The organism is Antarctobacter heliothermus, from assembly GCF_002237555.1.
GTDB classification, from domain to species: Bacteria; Pseudomonadota; Alphaproteobacteria; order Rhodobacterales; family Rhodobacteraceae; genus Antarctobacter; species Antarctobacter heliothermus_B.
The window spans coordinates 1,199,243-1,220,310 of record NZ_CP022540.1; the positions used below are offsets into that span (position 1 = coordinate 1,199,243).

Annotated in this window: 19 protein-coding genes; 8 read left to right on the forward strand and 11 right to left on the reverse strand. The window is 61.5% G+C overall.

The window, feature by feature from the left end:
- Window positions 1-23: 23 nt before the first annotated feature.
- The 4 genes from ANTHELSMS3_RS05715 to ANTHELSMS3_RS05730 all read right to left on the reverse strand — a co-directional run bounded on the left by ANTHELSMS3_RS05715 (window position 24) and on the right by ANTHELSMS3_RS05730 (window position 3,425).
- The gene (locus tag ANTHELSMS3_RS05715; protein ID WP_094034041.1) at window positions 24-800 is read right to left on the reverse strand and encodes an OB-fold-containig protein; all 777 of its coding nucleotides are present in this window, start codon (window positions 798-800) and stop codon (window positions 24-26) included.
- Between the two features lie 186 nt (window positions 801-986).
- The gene (locus ANTHELSMS3_RS05720) at window positions 987-1,913 is read right to left on the reverse strand and encodes a sterol desaturase family protein (RefSeq protein WP_094034042.1); all 927 of its coding nucleotides are present in this window, start codon (window positions 1,911-1,913) and stop codon (window positions 987-989) included.
- The gene (locus ANTHELSMS3_RS05725) at window positions 1,910-2,299 is read right to left on the reverse strand and encodes a hypothetical protein (protein ID WP_094034043.1); all 390 of its coding nucleotides are present in this window, start codon (window positions 2,297-2,299) and stop codon (window positions 1,910-1,912) included. The genes ANTHELSMS3_RS05720 and ANTHELSMS3_RS05725 overlap by 4 nt, the downstream gene beginning before the upstream one ends.
- Before the next feature lie 559 nt (window positions 2,300-2,858).
- Entirely contained in the window at window positions 2,859-3,425 is a 567-nt protein-coding gene (locus tag ANTHELSMS3_RS05730; protein ID WP_094034044.1) for a TlpA family protein disulfide reductase, read from the reverse strand.
- A 21-nt stretch (window positions 3,426-3,446) separates the two neighbouring features.
- Here ANTHELSMS3_RS05730 and argH point away from each other — a divergent pair, with 21 nt between their 5' ends.
- From argH to ANTHELSMS3_RS05750, 5 genes are all read left to right on the forward strand, one after another.
- Window positions 3,447-4,838: an argininosuccinate lyase gene (argH, locus tag ANTHELSMS3_RS05735; RefSeq protein ID WP_094036955.1), complete on the forward strand. Its 1,392-nt coding sequence runs from the start codon at window positions 3,447-3,449 to the stop codon at window positions 4,836-4,838.
- Window positions 4,835-4,975 carry an argininosuccinate lyase gene (locus ANTHELSMS3_RS25405; RefSeq protein ID WP_157733406.1) on the forward strand — a complete coding sequence of 47 codons (141 nt, stop codon included), beginning with the start codon at window positions 4,835-4,837 and terminating at the stop codon, window positions 4,973-4,975. Before argH ends, ANTHELSMS3_RS25405 begins: the two co-directional genes overlap by 4 nt.
- Window positions 4,975-5,283 (forward strand): DUF2834 domain-containing protein, encoded by a 309-nt coding sequence (locus ANTHELSMS3_RS05740; protein ID WP_094034045.1) that lies wholly within the window; start codon window positions 4,975-4,977, stop codon window positions 5,281-5,283. Before ANTHELSMS3_RS25405 ends, ANTHELSMS3_RS05740 begins: the two co-directional genes overlap by 1 nt.
- A gap of 136 nt (window positions 5,284-5,419) precedes the next feature.
- Window positions 5,420-6,685, forward strand: coding sequence for a diaminopimelate decarboxylase (gene lysA / locus ANTHELSMS3_RS05745; protein WP_094034046.1), 1,266 nt, complete (start codon window positions 5,420-5,422; stop codon window positions 6,683-6,685).
- Between the two features lie 37 nt (window positions 6,686-6,722).
- Window positions 6,723-9,266, forward strand: coding sequence for a DUF4175 domain-containing protein (locus ANTHELSMS3_RS05750; protein WP_254694854.1), 2,544 nt, complete (start codon window positions 6,723-6,725; stop codon window positions 9,264-9,266).
- A 107-nt stretch (window positions 9,267-9,373) separates the two neighbouring features.
- On the opposite strand, the gene arfB is transcribed toward ANTHELSMS3_RS05750, so the two are convergent.
- The 6 genes from arfB to ANTHELSMS3_RS05780 all read right to left on the reverse strand — a co-directional run bounded on the left by arfB (window position 9,374) and on the right by ANTHELSMS3_RS05780 (window position 14,660).
- Complete coding sequence (arfB, locus tag ANTHELSMS3_RS05755) at window positions 9,374-9,793, reverse strand: alternative ribosome rescue aminoacyl-tRNA hydrolase ArfB (RefSeq protein WP_094034047.1); 420 nt, start codon at window positions 9,791-9,793, stop codon at window positions 9,374-9,376.
- A 252-nt stretch (window positions 9,794-10,045) separates the two neighbouring features.
- Window positions 10,046-10,687 carry a queuosine precursor transporter gene (locus tag ANTHELSMS3_RS05760; RefSeq protein WP_094034048.1) on the reverse strand — a complete coding sequence of 214 codons (642 nt, stop codon included), beginning with the start codon at window positions 10,685-10,687 and terminating at the stop codon, window positions 10,046-10,048.
- Window positions 10,688-10,787: 100 nt separating this feature from the next.
- On the reverse strand, window positions 10,788-11,675 hold the full coding sequence (locus ANTHELSMS3_RS05765) for an esterase-like activity of phytase family protein (protein WP_254694855.1): 888 nt from the start codon (window positions 11,673-11,675) through the stop codon (window positions 10,788-10,790).
- Between the two features lie 19 nt (window positions 11,676-11,694).
- Window positions 11,695-12,612, reverse strand: coding sequence for a penicillin-insensitive murein endopeptidase (mepA, locus tag ANTHELSMS3_RS05770; protein WP_094034049.1), 918 nt, complete (start codon window positions 12,610-12,612; stop codon window positions 11,695-11,697).
- Window positions 12,609-13,979, reverse strand: a complete 1,371-nt coding sequence (locus tag ANTHELSMS3_RS05775; RefSeq protein ID WP_094034050.1) for an MFS transporter — start codon at window positions 13,977-13,979, stop codon at window positions 12,609-12,611. Before ANTHELSMS3_RS05775 ends, mepA begins: the two co-directional genes overlap by 4 nt.
- A gap of 99 nt (window positions 13,980-14,078) precedes the next feature.
- Window positions 14,079-14,660, reverse strand: coding sequence for an acyl-CoA thioesterase (locus ANTHELSMS3_RS05780; protein ID WP_094034051.1), 582 nt, complete (start codon window positions 14,658-14,660; stop codon window positions 14,079-14,081).
- 133 nt (window positions 14,661-14,793) lie between these two features.
- On the opposite strand from ANTHELSMS3_RS05780, the gene ANTHELSMS3_RS05785 reads away from it, so the two are divergent.
- The 3 genes from ANTHELSMS3_RS05785 (at window position 14,794) to yaaA (ending at window position 18,357) form a co-directional block, all read left to right on the forward strand.
- Window positions 14,794-15,087, forward strand: a complete 294-nt coding sequence (locus tag ANTHELSMS3_RS05785; RefSeq protein WP_089279269.1) for a YggT family protein — start codon at window positions 14,794-14,796, stop codon at window positions 15,085-15,087.
- Window positions 15,088-15,271: 184 nt separating this feature from the next.
- The gene (gene recQ / locus ANTHELSMS3_RS05790) at window positions 15,272-17,329 is read left to right on the forward strand and encodes a DNA helicase RecQ (RefSeq protein WP_094034052.1); all 2,058 of its coding nucleotides are present in this window, start codon (window positions 15,272-15,274) and stop codon (window positions 17,327-17,329) included.
- A 242-nt stretch (window positions 17,330-17,571) separates the two neighbouring features.
- Window positions 17,572-18,357, forward strand: a complete 786-nt coding sequence (gene yaaA, locus ANTHELSMS3_RS05795; RefSeq protein ID WP_094034053.1) for a peroxide stress protein YaaA — start codon at window positions 17,572-17,574, stop codon at window positions 18,355-18,357.
- Between the two features lie 7 nt (window positions 18,358-18,364).
- Here the strand turns inward: yaaA and ANTHELSMS3_RS05800 are convergent, their stop codons facing one another.
- Window positions 18,365-20,926 (reverse strand): response regulator, encoded by a 2,562-nt coding sequence (locus tag ANTHELSMS3_RS05800; protein WP_094034054.1) that lies wholly within the window; start codon window positions 20,924-20,926, stop codon window positions 18,365-18,367.
- Between the last annotated feature and the right edge of the window lie 142 nt (window positions 20,927-21,068).

The following is a 21,068-nucleotide window of genomic DNA, read 5'->3' on the forward strand; positions in this document are numbered from 1 at the left end:
TGAGTCCCTCAAGGTTCGAAAAATCAGGTGAGTGCGACCAGCAGGTAGCCGGATTCATAACGGTGGCGCAGGACCATGACCTCTGTCCCTTGTGGGATGGTCACGTCGTCGCGCAGAGGTTCGGCGCGGAGATAGTGCGAGTTGCCGAAACGGTCGGTGACGCGGACCTCTGCGGGGCGGCCCCGTGCGGCGGTGCCTTGGGTCACGACGCCCGCGCGGCGGCCCAGATGGCGTTCGGACAGCGCCTCAGTTTCCATTTTGGGCAACAGACGCGCGAAGAGCGCGCCGAATTGCCGGGCAAACCAGATTGCGGCGGCAGCGGCGGGCACGGCGGTCAGCCAAGCGGGCAGAGGGCCGCCAAAGATGTTGCTGGCGACGACCTGAATCACGAGGCCGGACAGGCCAAACGCCAGCAGGATTGCGGCCAGCCAGATGAGCGCGGGCATCTTGCCAAAGCCAAGCCATGCGGCGGCGCTGGCCAGACCGTCGGGTGCGCCGTCGGGCATGTCGCCGTCCATGTCCGGACCGTCGACGTCAGGGCCGTCCAGATCCGGACTGGCCAGTTCAAGATCGCCGATATCTATATCCGTGCCGTCCAGCCCCAGGTCGATGTCCAGATCGCCGAGGTCCGGCATGTCGACGTCCAAGTCGGGTCCGTCAACATCAAGACCGTCCGCGCCCGCGCCCAGCAGCGTGCCGCCCAAGATGCCAAAGGCAACCTCAAGCGTCAGCAGCCCGAACAGCAGTGCCAAGGCGAGGGTGAACGGGAACATTCCGTCTGACAGAAGCAGTTCGAACATGCCTTCTCCGAAATTAGTGTATACAAAGGTATACATAGTATCTGGGGATCTCACGATCCTGTTACAAGACTATGATGGCAAAATCGACCGACCCTGCAACAGGATCATGACAGGCATGCCGTTGCTTGAGTCAAAGGGAAAGTCCGGAATGCCCGACTTCGTGGCGCGGTGCGGGGCTGTTGCGGGTCAGAAGCCGGGTGTGCCACGTTCCTCTGGGTGTGCCGCTAGGTGCCGCGTCTTGATCTGATCCGAGGTTTCGCGGCTGCCGTCATGGCTCCACCCTGGTGGGGCGACGCAGTACATCAGCCGATCCCGCATCCTTAGACCCGGCTGTGTCGCGTCGTGCCAGATGCCGACCCATTCGTGAAAGGCGACGCGGATCGGGTTGAAGGTGCCAAGGTTGTGCACAAGCCCGTAATCGGGTTTCTCCTCATCCAGTTCGGGGACAAATGTCCCGAACATCTTATCCCAGACGATAAAGACACCGGCGTAGTTGGCATCCAGATAACGGGGGTTGCGGCCATGGTGGACGCGGTGGTGGCTGGGCGTGTTCATCACTGCCTCGACCCAATTCGGCATCCGGCCAATCGTTTCGGTATGAATCCAGAATTGATAGATCAGGTTCAGCCCGCCGCAGAACAGCACCAGCGCCGGATGAAAGCCCAACAGGATCAGCGGCGCGCGCACCACCATCATAAAGGTAAAGGTATAGGTCCACGTCTGTCTCAGGGCCGTGGTCAGGTTGTAGTGCTGCGAGGAATGATGATTGACGTGACTGGCCCAGATCCAGCGGATGCGGTGGCCAAAGCGATGGACCCAGTAATAGCGCAGGTCATCCAGCACAAAGCACAGCAGGACCACCCACAACGCTGTGCCCAAATCCAGCGGTGTTAAGCCCCACAGGAACATGAAAAAGCCCCAAGCGATAAAGCCGAGCGCAATCCCTGCGGTCACGTTGCCTGCGCCCATGATCAATGAGGTGACGGCATCGCGCGTTTCATACCGGCCCCCTTTGCCGGTGACACGAATCCACAGAAGTTCAGCCAGTATCGCAGCGATGAAGAAGGGGACGGCAAGCTGCACGACATCGGGAAAAGTGATCTGGTCGCTCAAGTCGTGCCGATCCTTTCTGCCCAGAGGGCGATTTCGTCCGGATCAAGGTGCAGACGGACGGTCGGCGCCACGTAGTCCGGCAGATACAGGGTCAGGCCTCCGTCGCGGCGGGTCACACGGCCATCCGCCACCCAGCGCGCCGTGCTGTCCGCGCCCATGGGCCAGACGACGCCGGTGCCGGTTGGCGTGGCAATCAACGCCGCACGGCCCGAGCGGCACAAGGTGACGCCGGTGATGTCGGTCAACGGAAATTCTCGGGTCCATGCGGCGCGCGCCTCTGCCTCCGTTGTGAAACGGCGGGGCTGTGACAGGCCGGTGGTGTGAATCAGCAGCGCGACGCCTGCGATGCCAACAACCACCAGCGCTAAAAGTACGGTCAGCGGCATGTCTCCTCCTGACGGATCATCTTGCCGAGTCAGCGCGAGCTGTCAAAAGCAACGGCACGTCAGTCTGCGTTTCCATGGCCGGGGCAGGGAACGCTCCGCAGTGTGTCCGAAAGGGGCCCTGATTCGGGTGAAGCTGCTGCGGCACACGATGAAATGCGGCACAAAAGCCGCGAGTTTCGGAAACAGCGCTGATTTGCCTGCAGCATTGTCGCCTCAAATAGGGGGTTTTGTCCGAACTTGGGCGAAAACCATTGAGCTCCGCCCCGCTTTTGCCCAAGTTCATTCTTGTCGGTGGGGGCCGATGAACTGGAGCTAAGCAAACGTGATCGCAACCTTGTCTGTCTTTTGCCTGTTGGCCTTGGTGGCCTGCGCGTCGCAGTTTCTACTGCGCCAAGAGATGGCGGTTCAGCGCGTCGCGGTGAAACAACCTGCCCGGTTCGGCCAGAGGCGATAACCGCCCGGCCAATCAGAAATACTCTCTCTCTCTCTCCAAAAAGACCCCGTCCGGACATCCGGGCGGGGTTTTCTCTATCCCCGCTTCGGGGACTTCGGTGGGCGATTATCCTTCGCCATCACCGCTCATCAGGGCATCCAGAACGGCGCGCGTGTCGTCCGACGACCAATCCGCATCGCCGGTCAACCGTCCGACCTCTTGCCCCTCGGGGTTCAGGATCAACGTCACGGGCAGGCCCAAGACGCCCATCTGCCGCGCCAGCATCGACTTGGGATCGCGGTGCAGCGGCAGGTTGTCGACGCCGATCTCGTCAAAAAAGGCCTTCATCTTGGGCGGCGGGTTACGGGAGGTGGCGATGGTCAGCACCTCGAACGTGTCGCTGCCATACTCCTCTTGCAAGGCGGCTAGCATCGGCATTTCCTTGCGGCACGGCGCGCACCATGTCGCCCAAAAGTTCAGAACCACCCATTTGCCCTGCCATTCGGACAGGTTTAGCGGCGCGCCCTCAAAAGTCATGAAATCTGCGGTGCCGACGGCCTTTGGTTCGGCATGAAAAACCATTTTGCGCATGTCGCCAGTGGCCGCGGCCTTGGCGGCCTCGACGTCGGCAGCAACCGGATTTGCAAGCATCAATGCAGCAGTATAGATAGCCGCAAGCGTGAGACGTTTCATATGACCTCCGAAGGACACCCAATGTCTGACAAGACCTCGAACCAGATGTGGGGCGGCCGCTTTGCCGCCGGGCCCGATGCCATCATGGAGGCAATTAATGCCTCGATCGGCTTCGACAAGCGGATGGCACCCCAAGATATTGCCGGGTCTCGTGCCCATGCCGCCATGTTGGCGGCCACAGGCATCATCACTGATAGCGATGCCGAGGCGATCAGGGAAGGATTGCTCACGGTCTTGTCAGAGATCGATAGCGGCGACTTCGAGTTTTCGACCGCGCTGGAAGACATCCACATGAATGTGGAGGCGCGGCTGAAGGAAGTGATCGGCGAACCGGCAGGGCGCTTGCACACCGGGCGGTCGCGGAATGATCAGGTGGCGACGGATTTTCGCCTTTGGGTGAGGGACCAACTGGACGCGGCTGAGGGTGGTCTGGTTGCCTTGATGCAAGCGCTGCTGGGGCAGGCAGAGGCAGGGGCCGATTGGGTCATGCCGGGCTTTACCCATTTGCAAACCGCGCAGCCGGTGACATGGGGCCACCACATGATGGCCTATGTCGAGATGTTCGGGCGCGATCTGTCCCGTGTCCGCGACGCCCGCAAACGGATGAACGAATCGCCCCTTGGTGCCGCCGCACTGGCGGGCACCGGTTTTCCCATCGACCGCCATATGACCGCCGAGGCGCTGGGCTTTGACCAACCCATGGGCAACTCACTCGACGCCGTCAGCGCCCGCGACTTTGCGCTGGAATTCCTGTCGGTCGCCTCGATCAGTGCCATGCACCTCAGCCGCTTTGCCGAAGAACTGGTGATCTGGTCCTCGGCCCAGTTCCGCTTTGTCACCCTGTCGGATCGCTTTTCGACCGGATCGTCGATCATGCCGCAGAAAAAGAACCCGGATGCCGCAGAACTGATCCGCGCCAAGATCGGGCGCATCTTTGGCGCGAATGTCGCGCTGATGATGGTGATGAAGGGACTGCCGCTGGCCTATTCCAAGGACATGCAAGAAGACAAGGAGCAGGTCTTCGACGCCGCCGACAACTGGATGCTGGCCCTTGCCGCGATGGAGGGCATGGTGCGGGATATGTCCGCCAACGTGCCCAACCTAGAAGGTGCCGCCTCTGCCGGGTTTTCCACCGCGACGGACCTTGCCGACTGGCTGGTGCGCGAAACCGGCCTGCCGTTCCGCGATGCGCACCACGTCACCGGCACACTGGTGGCCAAGGCCGAGGGTAAGGGCTGCGACTTGCCCGACCTGTCGCTGGAAGAGATGCAAGAAGTGCATGGGAATATCGACGCCTCGGTCTATGATGTCTTGGGCGTGCACAACTCTGTCCGCTCGCGGATGAGCTATGGCGGCACCGCGCCGCAGCGTGTGCGCGAACAGATCGCAGCCTGGAAAGGTCGTTTGCCATGAGAATTCTGGCACTGCTCGGACTGCTTGCACTGGCCGCTTGCGGCGCGGATGGCGAACCCGAAACGCCCGAAGGGCCGTCAGGTCCGGGCGTCAGCCTCACCGTGACCGGCAAGGCCGAGGTCGGAATCAAGGGCTGATGCTACGCTGGCTCTGGCTGGCGCTGGCGCTTTGGGGGGCGGTCCACCCAATGTACTATTTCCTGACTTTCCTTTCGGGGAATGGCTGGGATTTAGTCGCGCTAATCGACGCCTGGTACGTCAACGACAGCACGCGCGGCTTGACATGGGATCTGACCATCGCGGCTCTGGTCTTGACCGTGTGGATCGTCGCCGAGGTAACTGTGCGCCGCAACTGGAGCGCCCTGCTCGCGATCCCGGCCACCTTTTGCATCGGGCTCAGTTGCGGATTGCCGCTGTATCTATGGTTCCGATCACGGCGCATCTGAACAATGGCGCGGTAAACCCCGTCGCACATCAGCGCACCACTTTGCGCTTCTTCTTGGCTTAAATACTCCGGGGGTGAAGTGGCCGCAGGCCAAGAGGGGGCTGGCCCCCTTGCCCGCTCTCGGCTAAAGCGCGGACATGGATCATTTCATCTATCAAGACGGGCAACTCTTTGCCGAAGATGTCCCGGTGGCCGAAATCGCGGCCGCTGTCGGCACGCCCTTTTACGTCTATTCCACGGCGACACTTGTCCGGCATTTCCGTCTGTTCGATGAGGCGCTCGCCTGGGGGCCGCACCTTGTCTGCTACGCGATGAAGGCGGCCTCAAATCAGGCGATCTTGAAAACCCTTGCCGCTGAGGGCGCAGGCATGGACGTGGTGTCTGGCGGTGAATACGCCCGCGCCAAGGCAGCAGGCGTTCCCGGCGACCGCATCGTCTTTTCCGGCGTCGGCAAGACGCGGGACGAAATCCGCACGGTTCTGGAAGGCGGCATTCGCCAATTCAACGTCGAGAGTGAGCCAGAGATGCGTGCCATCTCTGAGGTTGCCACTGCCATGGGCGTCACCGCACCGATTACCGTGCGGGTGAACCCGGACGTGGACGCCAAGACCCACGCCAAGATCGCCACGGGCAAGTCCGAGAACAAGTTCGGCATCCCGATCGCCCGAGCGCGTGAGGTCTATGCCGAGGCTGCGGCCCTGCCGGGGCTGAAGGTCATCGGCATTGATGTGCACATCGGATCGCAGCTGACTCAGTTGGAACCGTTTGAGCAGGCCTACAAAAAGGTCGCCGACCTGACAGAGGCGCTGCGCGCGGACGGGCACGACATCTCTCGGCTGGATCTGGGGGGCGGTTTGGGCATTCCCTATGCCCGCTCAAATGAGGCCCCACCGCTGCCCATGGACTACGGCGCGTTGATCCAGCGCACCGTTGGCCATCTGGGCTGCGAGATCGAGATTGAGCCGGGCCGCCTGATTGTCGGCAATGCGGGGCTGCTGGTCAGCGACGTCATCTACGTCAAACATGGCGAGGGGCGCGACTTTCTGATTCTCGACGCGGCGATGAATGACCTCATCCGTCCGGCAATGTATGAGGCGCATCACGAAATTGTGCCCGTTATTGAGGCACCCGCCGGGGCGGAACTGACGCCTTACGATATCGTCGGACCGGTCTGTGAAAGCGGCGACACCTTTGCCAAAGGACGTCTTATGCCGCCCTTGCAGGCAGGCGAACTGGTCGCTTTCCGCTCTGCCGGGGCCTATGGTGCCGTAATGGCCAGCGAGTACAACACCCGCCCGTTGATCCCCGAGGTGCTGGTCAATGGCGATCAATTCGCGGTTATCCGCGCACGCCCGACCTTTGACGAGATCATAAATCGCGATACCATCCCCGAATGGCTGTGAGGCATCCTCCTCGCCGTCAATGATTGCGAGGAGCGATATGGCCCCCACCCGCGACCCCTCAACCGACATCTTCCGCACCCTGCGCTGGCCGCTGGCGCTGACCCGGCTCGGCATGGTCGCCGAACGGTTGGCGCGCGCCTTCTGGCCGTTGTGGTCCATCGTGATCTTCGCGCTGGCGCTGCTGATGCTGGGCGTTCAGGATGAGGTCGCTGTGGAATGGGTCTGGGCGGCCGGGGCCGTTCTGGGCGCGGGGGCGCTGTGGGCGGTTTGGTACGGGGCGCGGAGGTTCCGCTGGCCCTCCCGTGCGGCGGCAGTTCTGCGGCTTGACGCGACGCTGCGGGGCAACCCAATACAGGCATCGCTGGACACGCAGGCGATTGGCGGCGGCGACGCTGCCTCTACCGCTGTCTGGCGCGCACACCAGACGCGAATGCGCGCCCGCCTAGCAGAGGCGCGCGCGGTTGAGCCCGACCTTCGCGTTTCACGGAACGATCCGCTGGCTCTGCGCTATGTTGCACTCCTGACCTTATCTGTAGCGATCCTGTTCGGCTCGCTGGTGCGGGTGCAATCGGTGACTGGCATGGGGGCAGGTGGCCCGGATCTGGCGCAGGGCCCGGCGTGGGAGGGTTGGATGCAGCCGCCCGCCTATACGCGCCTGCCGTCGGTTTACCTGAATGACATCACCGCTGCGTCGATTGAGGCACCAGAAGGGGCCGAGATCACCCTGCGCATGTACGGCGAGGTGGGCGCGCTCAGTATCCGTGAAAACGTATCTGGTCGCGATCTGACGCCCGAGGCGGCGCAGGAAACGGCGCAGGATTTTGCCGTGCTGAAATCCGGTGAACTGGCCGTGGATGGGCCGGGCGGACGCCTCTGGCAGATTGCGATGATCCCCGACGCTGCGCCAAGCGTGGCCCGCGACGGCGAGATCGAGGTCAGCTATGAGGGCGAGGCTCAGATCCCTTACACTGCGACGGACGATCATGGGGTTGTCACCGGGACGGCACGGTTCGTGTTGGATCTGGAGGCGGTCGACCGCCGCTATGGCCGCAGCATCGCGCCGGAACAGCGCAAGATGATCGAGGTGCCACTGGCAATGCCGGTGTCGGGCAACCGCGCCGATTTCAGCAACGCTCTGGTCGGGAATTTTTCGCTGCACCCTTGGGCCAACCTGCCCGTCAAGCTGACGCTGGAAGTAGAGGACGGGCGGGGACAGAAGGGCCTGTCAGAGCCCGAGGCGTTGACCCTGCCGGGGCGGCGTTTTTTCGATCCGGTTGCGGCGGCGCTGATCGAGCAGCGCCAATCACTGCTGTGGAATCGTGAAAATGCCGAGATGATCGTTCAGATCTTCAAGGCGATCCTGAACGAACCAGAGGATTTGTTCCGCAAGGATGTCGAGCAGTTGCGGCTGCGTACGCTGACCACGCGGCTAGAGCTTTTGGCGAAATACGGTGCTCTCACCGACGAAAAGCAGGATGCACTGGCGCAGGCGATGTGGGATCTGGCGCTGTCGATGGAAGAGGGCGACCTGCAAGACGCGCTGGAACGGCTGCAACGGGCGCGCGAGCGGCTGGAAGAGGCGATGAAGAACGGCGCCTCGGATCAAGAAATTGCCGAGTTGATGCAAGAACTGCGTGAAGCAACGGATGACTACATGCGTCAGTTGAGCCGCCAGCAAGCGCAAGACAACCCCGAGGGTCAGCAGATGGACCCGCAGAACATGATCCAGATGTCACAGGATGACATCCAGCGGATGATGGACAAGATTCAGGAACTGATGGAACAAGGCCGCATGGCCGAGGCGCAAGAAGCCATGCGCCAGTTGCAAGAGATGCTGGATAATATGCAGATGACCCAGGGCCCCGGTGGCGGTGGCCAGTCGCCGGGTGAACAGGCGATGGAAGGTCTGGCCGACACGCTGCGCGAGCAGCAGGAACTGTCGGACGAGTCGTTCCGTGATCTCAACGACGGCCAGCGCGGTCAGGGGGACAGACAGCCGGGACAGGGCCAGCCGGGACCGCAGGATCGTCAACCCGGGCAAGGTCAGGGTGGCCGTGATCCTGGTCAAGGTGAAGGCGGCGATCTGGCGGGCGACCTTGCGGAACGGCAACGCGCCTTGCGTGATGAATTAAACCGTCAGCGTCAGGCGCTGCCCGGACAAGGCACAGAGGCCGGTGAACGCGCCGCCGAGGCGTTGGAGCGGGCAGATGGGGCCATGGACGGGGCCGAACGCGCCCTGCGCGACGGCGATCTGGCCGAGGCAATCGACCGGCAATCAAGCGCGATGGAGGCGCTGCGTGAAGGGATGCGCAATCTGGGCGAGGCACTGGCCGAACAGCAGCAACAGCGCACCGGCGAGCAAGGCTTTGCACAAGGCGGCGACCCGGCGCAGCAGCGCGATCCTCTGGGACGCAATTCTGGTAATACCGGCCGGGTTGGCACCGATGAGGGCTTGTTGCAGGGGCAGGACGTCTATCGCCGCGCCGAGGAACTGCTGGGTGAGTTGCGCAAGCGGTCAGGCGAGTTGGACCGGCCTGAAGAAGAGCGTAACTATCTGGATCGCCTGCTAGAGCGGTTCTGATCCAATAGGGCGCTGACGCGCACAGGAAATCTTGGGTCCGGCCTTTGGCCGGTCCCTCGGGGTGCCACCGGCGGGACTGTTTTTACAAATGAAAAACTAGGGGCGCTTTAGTCGGGGTCGATTTTGCCGCGCGTCGCCTTGACGGCGCCGCGTTGTTTTTTGGCATCGAGACGGCGGCGTTTCGACCCCAATGTGGGCTTGGTCGGAATCCGGCGTTTGGGTTTTTCGGTGGCTTTTTGCACCAGTTCCGCAAGGCGTTGGCGGGCGATCTCGCGGTTGCGGGCCTGACTGCGGGTGTCTTCGACCTGAATGACCAGCGCGCCCTCTTTGGTCCAGCGCCGTCCGGCCAGTTTGCGCAGGCGGGTCTTGACGGCGGCGGGCAGGTTCGGCGACCGCTCGGCCTCAAACCGCAATTCGACTGCCGTGGACACCTTGTTCACGTTCTGGCCGCCGGGGCCCGAGGAACGGACGAACTGTTCGGTCAGTTCCCAGTCCTCGATGGTGATATGATCGGTGACGTGCAGCATGGAGACAACGTAGGGCAAAAGAAAAAGGGCCGCCAGATCAGCGGCCCTTCGAGAATACGGAGGCGGGACCGGTTAGGCACTGCCAATTCGGGGGATTCTGACCCCAGGGGCTGCCCTAGAGCGCATCCTCCCGAACTGTTCCGACACCTCTCTCCAATGCTTCTCTCGACACTGGATCACCTCCTTTCAGCTGTTGAAAACGCAAGATGATGGTGCCACGGGTATCGCGAACCACAAAGTCTTTTTTGCGTATCAAGCTGATTTCTGCTCTGGGCGTGCCTTTGAAACGATCATCCGGAAGGGAATGAGGGCGACAAGGGCGAGGCTGAGTTTCACCATCCAGTCCGCCACGGCCAGCGACATCCATAGCGGCGCGACGGGGCCGACGTTGAGGAAGGGCAGCACCTCGTTGGCCCAGCTGACGTCATTTGCGGGCTCAATCCATGTCAGGCCGGACGAAAAGGCGATGGTAAAAAACAGCGCCGTGTCCAGTGTCGAGCCAACCAGCGTCGAGGCCAGCGGTGCGCGCCACCAAGTGCCTTGCCGAAGCCTGTCGAAGATCGCAACGTCTATCAGTTGTGCGGTCAGGAACGCCAGACCAGAACCGATGGCGATCCGAAGCGTGACCGCCGGATAGGTAAAGCCGTCGCCTTGCAACATGATCTGCGTGCCGATCAGCGAGCAGAACACGCCGACGATAAAGCCGGCAAACACCACCTGTCGCGCCGGGCCGGGGCCGTAGATGCGGTTCATCAGGTCGGTGACAAGGAAGGCCAGTGGATAGGTGAACGCCCCCCATGTCAGCCATTGGCCAAACAGGAACTGGACGAGGATGTTGGACGCCAGAACGATGGCGGCCATGGCTAGAATGCCGGGAAGATGTGCGCGTGTCATGATGTGACCCGTTTTTGACAAGGTTGCGGGGACTTGATCCGGCTTTTCCGGATTGGGCGCGTTTAAAGGGCGTGCAGTGCCACGTCAAGGTATCGGGGCGTTACTCTGTCACACGATATTCGACAAACTCGCTGCGTTGGAAGCCTTGGAAGTTGTCGTCAGAGATCATGGTCAAACGGATGGCTCCTGCTTCGTCGCGCCAGACAGAGAGACCTTCAAGGTTGCCGTGTTTGTGGGCTGATGTTTCCAGCAGGGTTTCCTCGGAGAGGATGCGATCCTCTCCGAAGGAAAATCGGCGCACGCGAGATCGGAACGCCAGGCCGGTGAATTCCCGTTCCAGCAGGTAGAACAGTCCGTCAGGGCCGAAATCCGCACCCACGGGCAGAAACCCGCCGTGGCGCGGTATCGAAAAGACCTGTTGCCAGCGTCCCAGGTCATAGCGCCAGACCGGAAAGGGATGGATCAGTTGACCAGACCGTTCGGGTAGGGTGTACAGGCGCCCCTGATCGTCGATGGCCAATGCCTCGAGCCCGCCGTTGCCTGCAAAACCCAAAAAGGCGCGCGGGCTGTCAAGCGGCTTTGGTCGGTTTGGCCCGGTGTAGGCCCAGACCCGGTGATCCCCTTCGAAAGAGATGAACATCTGTCCGTCCGGGCCTATGGCCAACCCTTCGGAATCGGCTTGAGGCCCGGTGAGGGGCGTGCCGGAGCGGTTCTGGAGGGGGCGCGGTGCGTCTTGCTCGATGCGCGTCAGACGGGGGCCTGTGCGGATCAACTGCCCCTCGACCAGACTGGCCCGGTCGGACAGGGCGATAAATCGGCGGCCGTCTGCGCTCAACTCCAGTCCCGAAAAACCACCAAGGTCGTGCGCCTGCGCTGGCCAGTCGAGCCGGCTGAGGAATTCTACCTTGTCGCCCGATTGCGCGACGCATCCCGCCAGAAACAACAACGAGACGCACGCGCCAAGGGCGGCGCGTTGGGTGCGGAGCAAGGGAGATGTCACGCGAAGATCAGTTCGCGGACAGAACGTCGGCACATTGGCGCGGCAGATCTCCCAGCGTCAATTCCCGCTTTGGCGGCGACGGTTTGGCGTTGGGGTCGGGCGGAGGCGGATTCAGGATGCGGTCCACCCAGCCCTCGGCTTCTTTGCATCCGTCGCCGGGTGGCGGTGCGGCCTGATCGACGCAGCCGCTTGCCCCTTTGGGACAGCTGAGGCGAACATGGAAATGATAGTGGTGCCCCCACCATGGCCTAACCTTGCGCAGCCAGGATTTGTCACCCTTTTCATCGTTGCACATCTGCACCTTGGCACCGGGAAAGATAAAGATCCGTGCCACGCGTGGGTCGCTGGCGGCGGCCTTGAGGATTTCGTGGTGCTGTTTGGTCCATTTGTCGTTGGTATAGGCTCCCGAGGCGCGGCGCATCGAGATCGAAGAGATGTTCTCACGCGCCTTGACCGACAGGTTCAGGTTGTCGGCGGGCAGCATCCAGATGTCGGCGTCCAGTCCGATCTGATGACTGGCGTGTCCGGTCAGCATCGGGCCGCCGCGCGGCTGGCTGAAATCGCCCAGATACAGCCCGTTCCAGCCGGGTTGCGCTGCAGCCTTGCGGCTGAGGTCCTGCACATAGTCGATCAGTTCCGGGTGGCCCCAGTTGCGGTTGCGCGACAGGCGCATGGCCTGCCATGTCGGGCCGGTCTCAGGCAGTTGCACACCGCCGGCAAGGCATCCCTTGGCGTATCCGCCAAGCGGGGCTGCGGACTGGTCTGATCCTTGCGCCTTGGCGCCAAACAACTGTTTGGCCTGTTTGGACGACAGCACCGGGTCCAGTGGGCGGGCCGGGGTCCGGTCGCCGGAAATGTCGCGTCCCCCGCCGCCACAGGCGGCCAGCGCAAGGACAAGGGAAATGGTAGTCACAAAACGGATCATTCGGCTCTATCTCCCTCGGGATTTACCCAGACTAGCAGAACGAGGCCCAACAGGAAAAGCCCGATCACGGGAAGAAAGCCCAACTGGTTGGATTGGGTGGCGTAGGTAAAGACAGTGATCATGGCCGGGGCGAGAAAGGCGGTTGCCTTGCCTGCCAGCGCAAATAGTCCGAACCCCTCCGCCGGTCGCAGCGGATCGCAGTGGCGCACCATCATCGATCGCGATGCGGAGTAAAGTGCGCCGCCCGCGCCGCCGATGGCCGCGCCGCAGATATAGAAAATCACGTCCGGTAGGGGCGATCCTTCGGCTAGCGGAAAACCGAATAGGCTTTCCCGTGACATGCCTACAATGAATGAGCCGACGATCAGCAGGATCCAGATGCAAATGCGGATTACCGGTTTCGGGCCGTACTTTTGATCCGCCAAGCCGCCCGCCCATGACAGCACGGCTGCAGCAATCGCCGCGACGATGCCAAACACACCGATCTGGATCACTTGCCAGTCCAGCACCAACGTGGCGTAAATGCCACCATAGGCATACAGCGCGGTCAGCGCATCGCGATAGAACAGCGAAGACAGCAAGAAGTTGCGGCAGGATTTGCGATGCCAGACGCGCACGATAGAGGTTCGTAGGTCGGCCAGAACGTGGCGCACGCTGTCCGGCTTTTTACGCTCTAGCGGATCGTCGCGGTTCCACATGAAAAACGGGATCAGAAAGAGAGCGAACCACAACCCGATGAACGGCCCGACAAAGCGTGTGCCCTCGCGTGCGTCCGGATCAAGGCCAAAGGCCGGGGACAGGCCGATCAGCGTCTTGCCGGTTTCATTCTCGGCAAAGAACAGCAACATCAGGAACAACGACAGCACACCGCCCCAATAGCCAAAGGCGGTGGCCGTGCCGGAGATGCGGCCAACCTCTGTTGGGGTGCCAAGGCTGGGCAGGATCGCGTTGTTGAGATTGAAGGCGGATTCGCTGGCCACAAAGCCCAGCCAGAACAGTGCCAGAACAAAGTACAGCCCGGTACCGTCTGGCTTTAGCATCCATAGTGAAAAGGCCGCTGCAATCGCGATTCCGGTGAACAGCCAGAACCATGGTCGCTTGCGCCCTGTTGCATCGGCCCAAGCCCCCAGCAGCGGTGCGGAAAAGGCGATGGCCAGCCCGGCGATTGTCTGGGCAGACGACCACAGGCTTTGCGCGCCGGCCTTTGCGGCGTCACTTCCGGCACCCTGTGCCAAAAAGTAATCGGCGGCGACGGCAGCGAAATAGGGGCCAAAGATGAAGGTCAGTCCAAGGGTGGCGTAGGGCTGTTGCGCCCAATCGAAGAACATCCATCCCCAGATGCGTTGTCTTCTTGTTGGTAGTGCCATGGCTGCCCCCTGCCCGTTGCGGCGATAGAACCTGTCGCGGCATGGCGTGGCAAGGGGGCTAGCGCAAGGGAAACCTTTGCACTGGCCTATAGAGTGCGCTTAGGCGGCGTCTTCTGCTTGTGGAGCGTGCACCAGATCGGGCGGGTTCTGCGTGTCAGGCGGCCAAGAGCGCGCGTCTTCTGTCTCGATCCATTTGAGCACAAATTCCGGCAGAGGGGGGCTTTCGACAGGCATACCAAGAGCCGCAGCCGACCGTGTCGTTGGCACGATGCCGTTGGAGTCGGTCAGGGCGGTCCTATAGACAGCTTGGCTGGCACAATCACCGTCGGTCTTCCACATTGATTGGTCGATATAGATGAACCGCTTGTCCCAGCCCAGTATACGAGAGTGGATCTGCACCTTGGCGAACATGCGCACGCGGCGGCGATACCGCACAACAGACCCCGCGACTGTCAGGCCCCAACGTTCGCGTTTGAGGGTGTCTATCAATCCGATGCGGTAGGCCAGAGGGATGCGGCCCAGATCATAGATCGTCAACGTCCGCCCGTTGTTCAGCTCCATCCACATGTCGAGATCCCAGGGCATGCACAGATGGGTGGTGACCTGAGTGTCAAACAGACCGATGCGCGGGGCGCGGCGGGCAAGATAGCTTTGCCAGAAGAGGCGCAGAAAGGGATACATGAGACGACTCCTTTGTGACCTTGTTGCTGCGCTGCGGCAGGCGCGTCAATCAAGACCTCGCGGCACACTTGTCCTTGGGGGCGACTGCGCTTAGGTCTGTGGCAGTCAAAAACACGGAACAAAGGCCCATCGGATGCAGTCGCTCTTTCAGATCCTGAACATGATCCTCAGCATTGCGGTCTTTGTGATCGTCGCCCATGTGATCATGAGCTGGCTGATCAATTTCCAGATCCTCAACCTGCGTCAGCCGATCGTCGCCTCGATCTGGGAAGGGCTGAACCGGTTGTTGGAGCCGGTCTATTCGCGTATCCGCAGCATCCTGCCGCCTATGGGCGGACTGGATCTGGCGCCGTTGATCACGCTGGTCGGCATCTATGCGCTGCAGATCATCCTGCGCAACAACGCGGGCTTTTTCTACGGGTATTGACCGGGCAGGGGGCATCTTGCCCCCTCGGCCTTCGGCCTCACCCCCGGGATATTTCAAGACAGAAGATGCCGGGACGGCGCGCGGTTCGATGGCTCATATTGTGGGTCAGAGGGGTTGATTCACCGAATCGTAGTGTGTGATTGTCTGGACACGAGCAGATCCAGACAATTCGACAGGGACACCCATGCCGCGCGACGCCGGGACCGCCGAGGCGATTCTCAAGGACATTTTCGGGTTTGATGCCTTTCGCCCCGGTCAGGGTGAGATCGTCGATGCGGTGGCAGGCGGTCAGAACGTGCTGGCGATCATGCCCACGGGTGGCGGCAAGTCGTTGTGTTTCCAGCTACCTGCGCTGATGCGCGCCGGGGTGACAGTGGTGATCTCACCGCTGATCGCCCTGATGCGCGACCAGGTTCGGGGGCTGCGCGAGGCCGGGGTGGCCGCAGGTGCACTGACCTCTGGCAATACGCCCGAAGAGACGGATGCAGTCTGGGATATGCTGCATTCAGGTGAGCTGAAGCTACTGTATCTAGCGCCGGAGCGGCTGGCCAATGGCGGCACGCAGCGGATGCTGGCGCAGGCAGGCGTATCGCTGATCGCGGTGGATGAGGCACATTGCGTCAGCCAGTGGGGTCATGACTTTCGCCCCGACTATCTGCGTATTGGCGAGTTGCGGCGCGCGCTGGACGTGCCGCTGGCGGCGTTTACCGCCACGGCGGATGTGGAAACGCGCGAGGAGATAGTATCGCGGCTGTTTGACGGCGTACCCCCGACCACATTTTTGCGCGGTTTTGACCGGCCGAACATTCACCTTGCCTTTCAACCCAAGGACGGGCCGCGCGCCCAGATCCTGAGTTTTGCCGCTGCTCGCAAAGGGCAGTCCGGCATCGTCTATTGTGGCACCCGGGCCAAGACCGAGGGGATCGCCAAAGCGCTGCGAGATGAGGGGCATTCGGCCTGTCATTACCACGGTGGGATGGAGGCGGGGGATCGTCGCCATGTCGAAGAACGCTTTGCCCGTGAGGACGGGCTGATCGTTGTGGCGACGGTGGCCTTTGGCATGGGCGTGGACAAACCGGACATCCGCTGGGTCGCCCACGCGGATCTACCCAAGTCGATCGAGTCCTATTATCAGGAGATCGGTCGCGGCGGGCGCGATGGTGCGCCTGCGGAAACGCTGACCCTGTATGGGCCAGAGGACATTCGCCTGCGTCGGTCGCAGATTGATGAAGGGATGGCCCCGCCGGAACGCCGTGCCGCCGATCACGGGCGGTTGAACGCGCTATTAGGTTTGGCAGAAGCGCAGGGGTGTCGGCGCAAGGTACTGCTGGGCTATTTTGGCGAGGAGGCAGCGCCCTGTGGCAACTGTGATTTGTGTGACAGCCCGCCGGAGCTGTTTGATGGCACGCTCGCGGTCCGCAAGGCATTGTCGGCGGCGCTGCGTACGGACGAAAGCTTTGGCGCGGGGCATTTGATCGACATCCTGATGGGCAAGGATACCGACAAGATCCGGCAGCGCGGTCATGACAGCCTGCCTACCTACGGCGTGGGTAAGGATCTCAGCCGGGGGCAGTGGCAGGCGGTGTTCCGGCAGATGATGGGTCATGATCTGATGCGTCCTGATGCGGAACGGCACGGGGCGTTGGTCATGACGGATCGCGCCCGTCCAATCCTGCGGGGCGAGCAGACGATTGCGTTGCGCAAGGATGTGGTGTCAAAGGCTACAGAGCGGCGTCCGGCGGTCAGGGAACTGGTTCCGGAAGAGGACGCACCGCTGTTTTCGGCCCTGAAGGCCAAGCGCACGGCGCTGGCGCGCGATGCACAGGTGCCGCCCTACATGATCTTTCCCGACCGGACCCTGATTGAGATGGCTGAACGGCGCCCGGCCTCGTTGGACGATATGATGCGGGTCAATGGCATCGGCGCGAAAAAGCTGGAGCGGTATGGCGCGGCGTTTCTTGAGGTCTTGAACGGGGCAACTGAAGAGGTCCATCCGCGGCGGCGCAAGCTGGCCGCGACGGGGGCAGGCGGCGTTTACGATGCGCTGATGGAGGCGCAGGCAGGACTGCTGCGGGGGCAAGACGGCACGCAAAAGCCGCTGTCCTGTCCGGCCTCCATGCTGGCGAAACTGGCCGATCGCCCGCCGCAGAGTGAGGATGCCTTGGGTGCTCTACTGGGCGACAAACGCGCCGACAGGTTTGGCGCGGCGTTCTGGACTGTCTTGCAAAACGGGTCCGAGTAAGGCGGGCATAGGCGCTTTGTGACGACGGCAAGAACAATCAGCTTTGCCAAGAGCATCCGTTTCTAAAAAGTGCTGCCCTTCCCAACGGATCGCACCGACAGGACAAAGGCAATTTGAAACTGGCAAAGATCTTCCCTTTTCCGGACAGTGTTCCTGCCGGGCAAAGGGTTGCGCCTGCTGGACGTTGATCTGCCGCCGGTCTAGATCAAACTGCACCTAAACAACAACAGGGGGGGCGCGGTATGCTTGTTGTGATTTCGCCGGCCAAGCGGCTGGACTGGCAGGAGCGGGCGGTCGAGATGACAGTGCCGGCGTTCGAAAGCGATGCGCAGCGGTTGGCGCGCACAGCGCGCAACCTGACCCTGAAAGACCTAAAGGATTTGATGGGTCTGTCGGACGATCTCGCGCGCCTCAACAGGGATCGTTTCCGCGCCTTCACCGACGCGCCCAGGCCAGAAGATCTGCGCCCTGCCGCGCTGGCCTTTGCTGGGGACACTTATATCGGGCTTGAGGCCGGATCGTTGGAGTGTGAGGAGATGGACTGGGCGCAGGATCATTTGCGCATCCTGTCCGGACTGTATGGTCTGTTGCGGCCGCGCGATGGTTTTCAGGCTTACCGGCTTGAAATGGGGTCCCGTCTGAAAACGCGGCGCGGCGCCAATCTGTATGACTACTGGGGTGATCAGATCGCAAAAGCGTTGAACGCACAGGCAGGGGCGATGGGGACAGACGTTCTGGTGAATTGCGCCAGCCAGGAATATTTCGGCGCTGTTCAGGCCAAGGCGTTGAAGCTGCGGGTGATCACGCCGCAGTTCATGGAGGACAAGCCGGGCGGACCGAAGATTGTCAGCTTTTTCGCCAAGCGCGCGCGCGGGGCCATGGCGCGGTTTGTTATCCAAAAACGTCTGACCGACCCCGAAGGTTTGCGCGACTTTGACCTAGGCGGCTATCGCTACCAGCCCGATTTGTCCGAGCCGGATCGGCCAACCTTTTTGCGACCCGCAGAGGCAGAGGCATTGTCAGCGTGATCTGCGCCTAGTCGGCCGACTGATCCGCAGGACGCGGGGAATAAAGTTTGATTTTTTCTCCAAGAGCAGCCTTGCGCAGGGGCTTGGTCAGGTAGTCATTCAAACCGGCCTCAAGGATGCTTTCGCGGTCGCCAGGCATGGCATGGGCGGTCACGGCGATGATCGGCACCTGCTGGCCGTCACCTTCCAGCGTGCGGATCTCTCGGGTGGCCTGTTTGCCATCCATCTGCGGCATGGAAATATCCATAAAGATCATGTCAGGACGCCTGTCTCGGAATGCTTCGACCGCCTCTATCCCGTTGTTTGCAAACCGTAAGGTCACGTTGAAGTTTTTGGCCATCTTGCGAAAGACCAATTGATTGGTCTTGTTGTCCTCGGCCACAATCACGTCCAGCGGCAGTGCATGTTTGGGGGCCGCGGCGGGCATTTCGGGCGGGGTGGGACGTGCGGGGGCCTCATCCAAACGCGGCTCCGGAAACGCAGGCAGAAGCGGGTATTCGGCCGGTCCGATCTTTTCAAGCGTCGAGAACAGCATTCTGCGGGGCACGGGTTTCTGAAGGACCGCCGTCACGTCTGTGTCGTCCACATTTCCGATCCGGGCGGGATTGTTGGCCAGTAGGATAATCGGAACACGCCGCTCGCCGCGGCACAGCTGTGCGGCAAGTTCCTGTCCGCTCATGTCGGGAAGGTCCTGTTCAATCAACAGCAGATCGGGCCGCATTGCCATTCGGTCGATCGCTTCTGAACCGGTTTTGCAGAATTCAGTCTGGAGGCCAATGATTTCCAACTGTTTTGACAGAATGGCCCGGTTGGTGTTGTGGTCATCTACGACAAGCACGCGTTTGAGGTGCTCTGGCAGACTGGCGGTTTCGAACACCGCTGGTTCCTCGGTCGGCAAAAGGATGCGCAGACCGAAACAGCTGCCTTTGCCCAGATCGGATTCGGCCCAGACCTCTCCGCCCATCAGTTCGACAAGGCGGCGGGTGATGGCAAGGCCCAACCCGGTGCCTTCGAACTTGCGGTTACGCTCATCCTCGACCTGATTGAATTCGCCAAAAACATCGTCAACCTTGTCAGGAGGGATGCCGATGCCAGTGTCCTCAACCGTGATGTGGAGGGCGGTATCGCCGTCGCCATCGGGCACGCCGACCACACGCACCAGTACATGGCCTTGCACAGTGAACTTCACTGCGTTGCCCAGCAGGTTGGTCAGGATCTGGCGAATTCGGCCCGCGTCCCCGATAAAGCGGGTTGGCAGGAACATGTCGAAATCCACGAGCAGCACGATGTCCTTGTCCCGCGCGGTGGGCTGCAAAAGCATGACCACCTCATGGATCGCGCGCTCAAGATCAAAGGGCTCTGGGTGTAGTTGCAACTTTTCAGCCTCGATCTTGGAGTAATCGAGGATGTCGTTGATGATCACCAACAGCGCCTCACCGGAACTGCGGATTGTGTCGGCGTATAGCTGTTGTTCCTCATTCAGCGAGGTATCCATAAGCAGATCGGCCATGCCGACAACGCCGTTCATTGGGGTCCGGATTTCGTGGCTCATGTTCGCGAGAAAAGCGGATTTCGCACGGTTGGCGGCCTCGGCGCGGGTCATCGCCTCTTTCAGACGTTCCTGATCCTGTTTGATCTGGGTGATGTCCATCCGCAATCCGACGCGCCCGCCGTCGCGCGTCTGGCGTTCGTAAACCCGGAGCCAGCGCCCGTCTGCCAACTGCTGTTCATGTTCCGTCTCGGAGACCCGCTGCGCGGACAGGCGACCCTCCAGCCAGTCTTCTTCGCGGCCCTTGGCCTCTGAATATTGTCCGCGTGCCAGCCCATAGCGCAGGATATCCTCAAGGCTGGCGCCGCGCTGCATGGCTGGGGCGCTGGCGGCATAGAGATCCTTGTATTGCTGGTTGCACATCAGCAGACGATCTTCGGCGTCGTACATGACAAAACCGTCGGGCATTTCCTCGACCGCGGACCACATCCGCATCAGTCCGGTTATGTCGATGCCCAGACTGACGACCCCGCCGTCGGGCAGCCGCCGATCATTAAGCTTGACGAACCTGTTGTTCCACAGGCGCAGAGTTTCATTCGGGATCGGATCCATATCCCAGCGGCCGCGCATCCGGCGGACCCAGTCTGCGTTGCGTTCACCTTGCAGATCGACGATCCCCTCCTCGACAAGAACGCTTAGCACATGTTCATAAGGGGTTCCGGGCGCGATGCTTTCGACGCCTTCGAAGACCTGCAGATAGGCAGGATTGGCCAGTTCCAGGCGCATGGTTTTATCGTACATGGCAAAGCCGTCGCGCATGGTTTCCATTGCGCTCCACAACTGATCGGTGACGACCTCGATCTTTTGCGTGGCCTCGCCCAACTGGTGCATGACACGTTGGTTTTCGTCCCGGACCACCTTGACCTCTGTCCGGGTCTCCTGAATCTCATTGCGCAATTGCAAAGCGTGTTTGCCAAGCTGGCGGTTGGCCTCGAACAATTCGGCCTGTTTCTGGTCCAATAGCCGTTCCGCGGCCAGTCGCGCCCGTCGTTCCTGGGCCAGGCGATCGGCCATGTCCATGCCATTCCTCTCCTTGCAGGCCACACCTGATTCATGCGTGGCCAAGGTGAAAATCCTATTAATCCCGGGTCAGGTTGGATGGGTCGGGGTCAGGATTCCCTGACCCTGTCGAATCCTTGTTTTGCTTTGGTCCGCGTGGCAC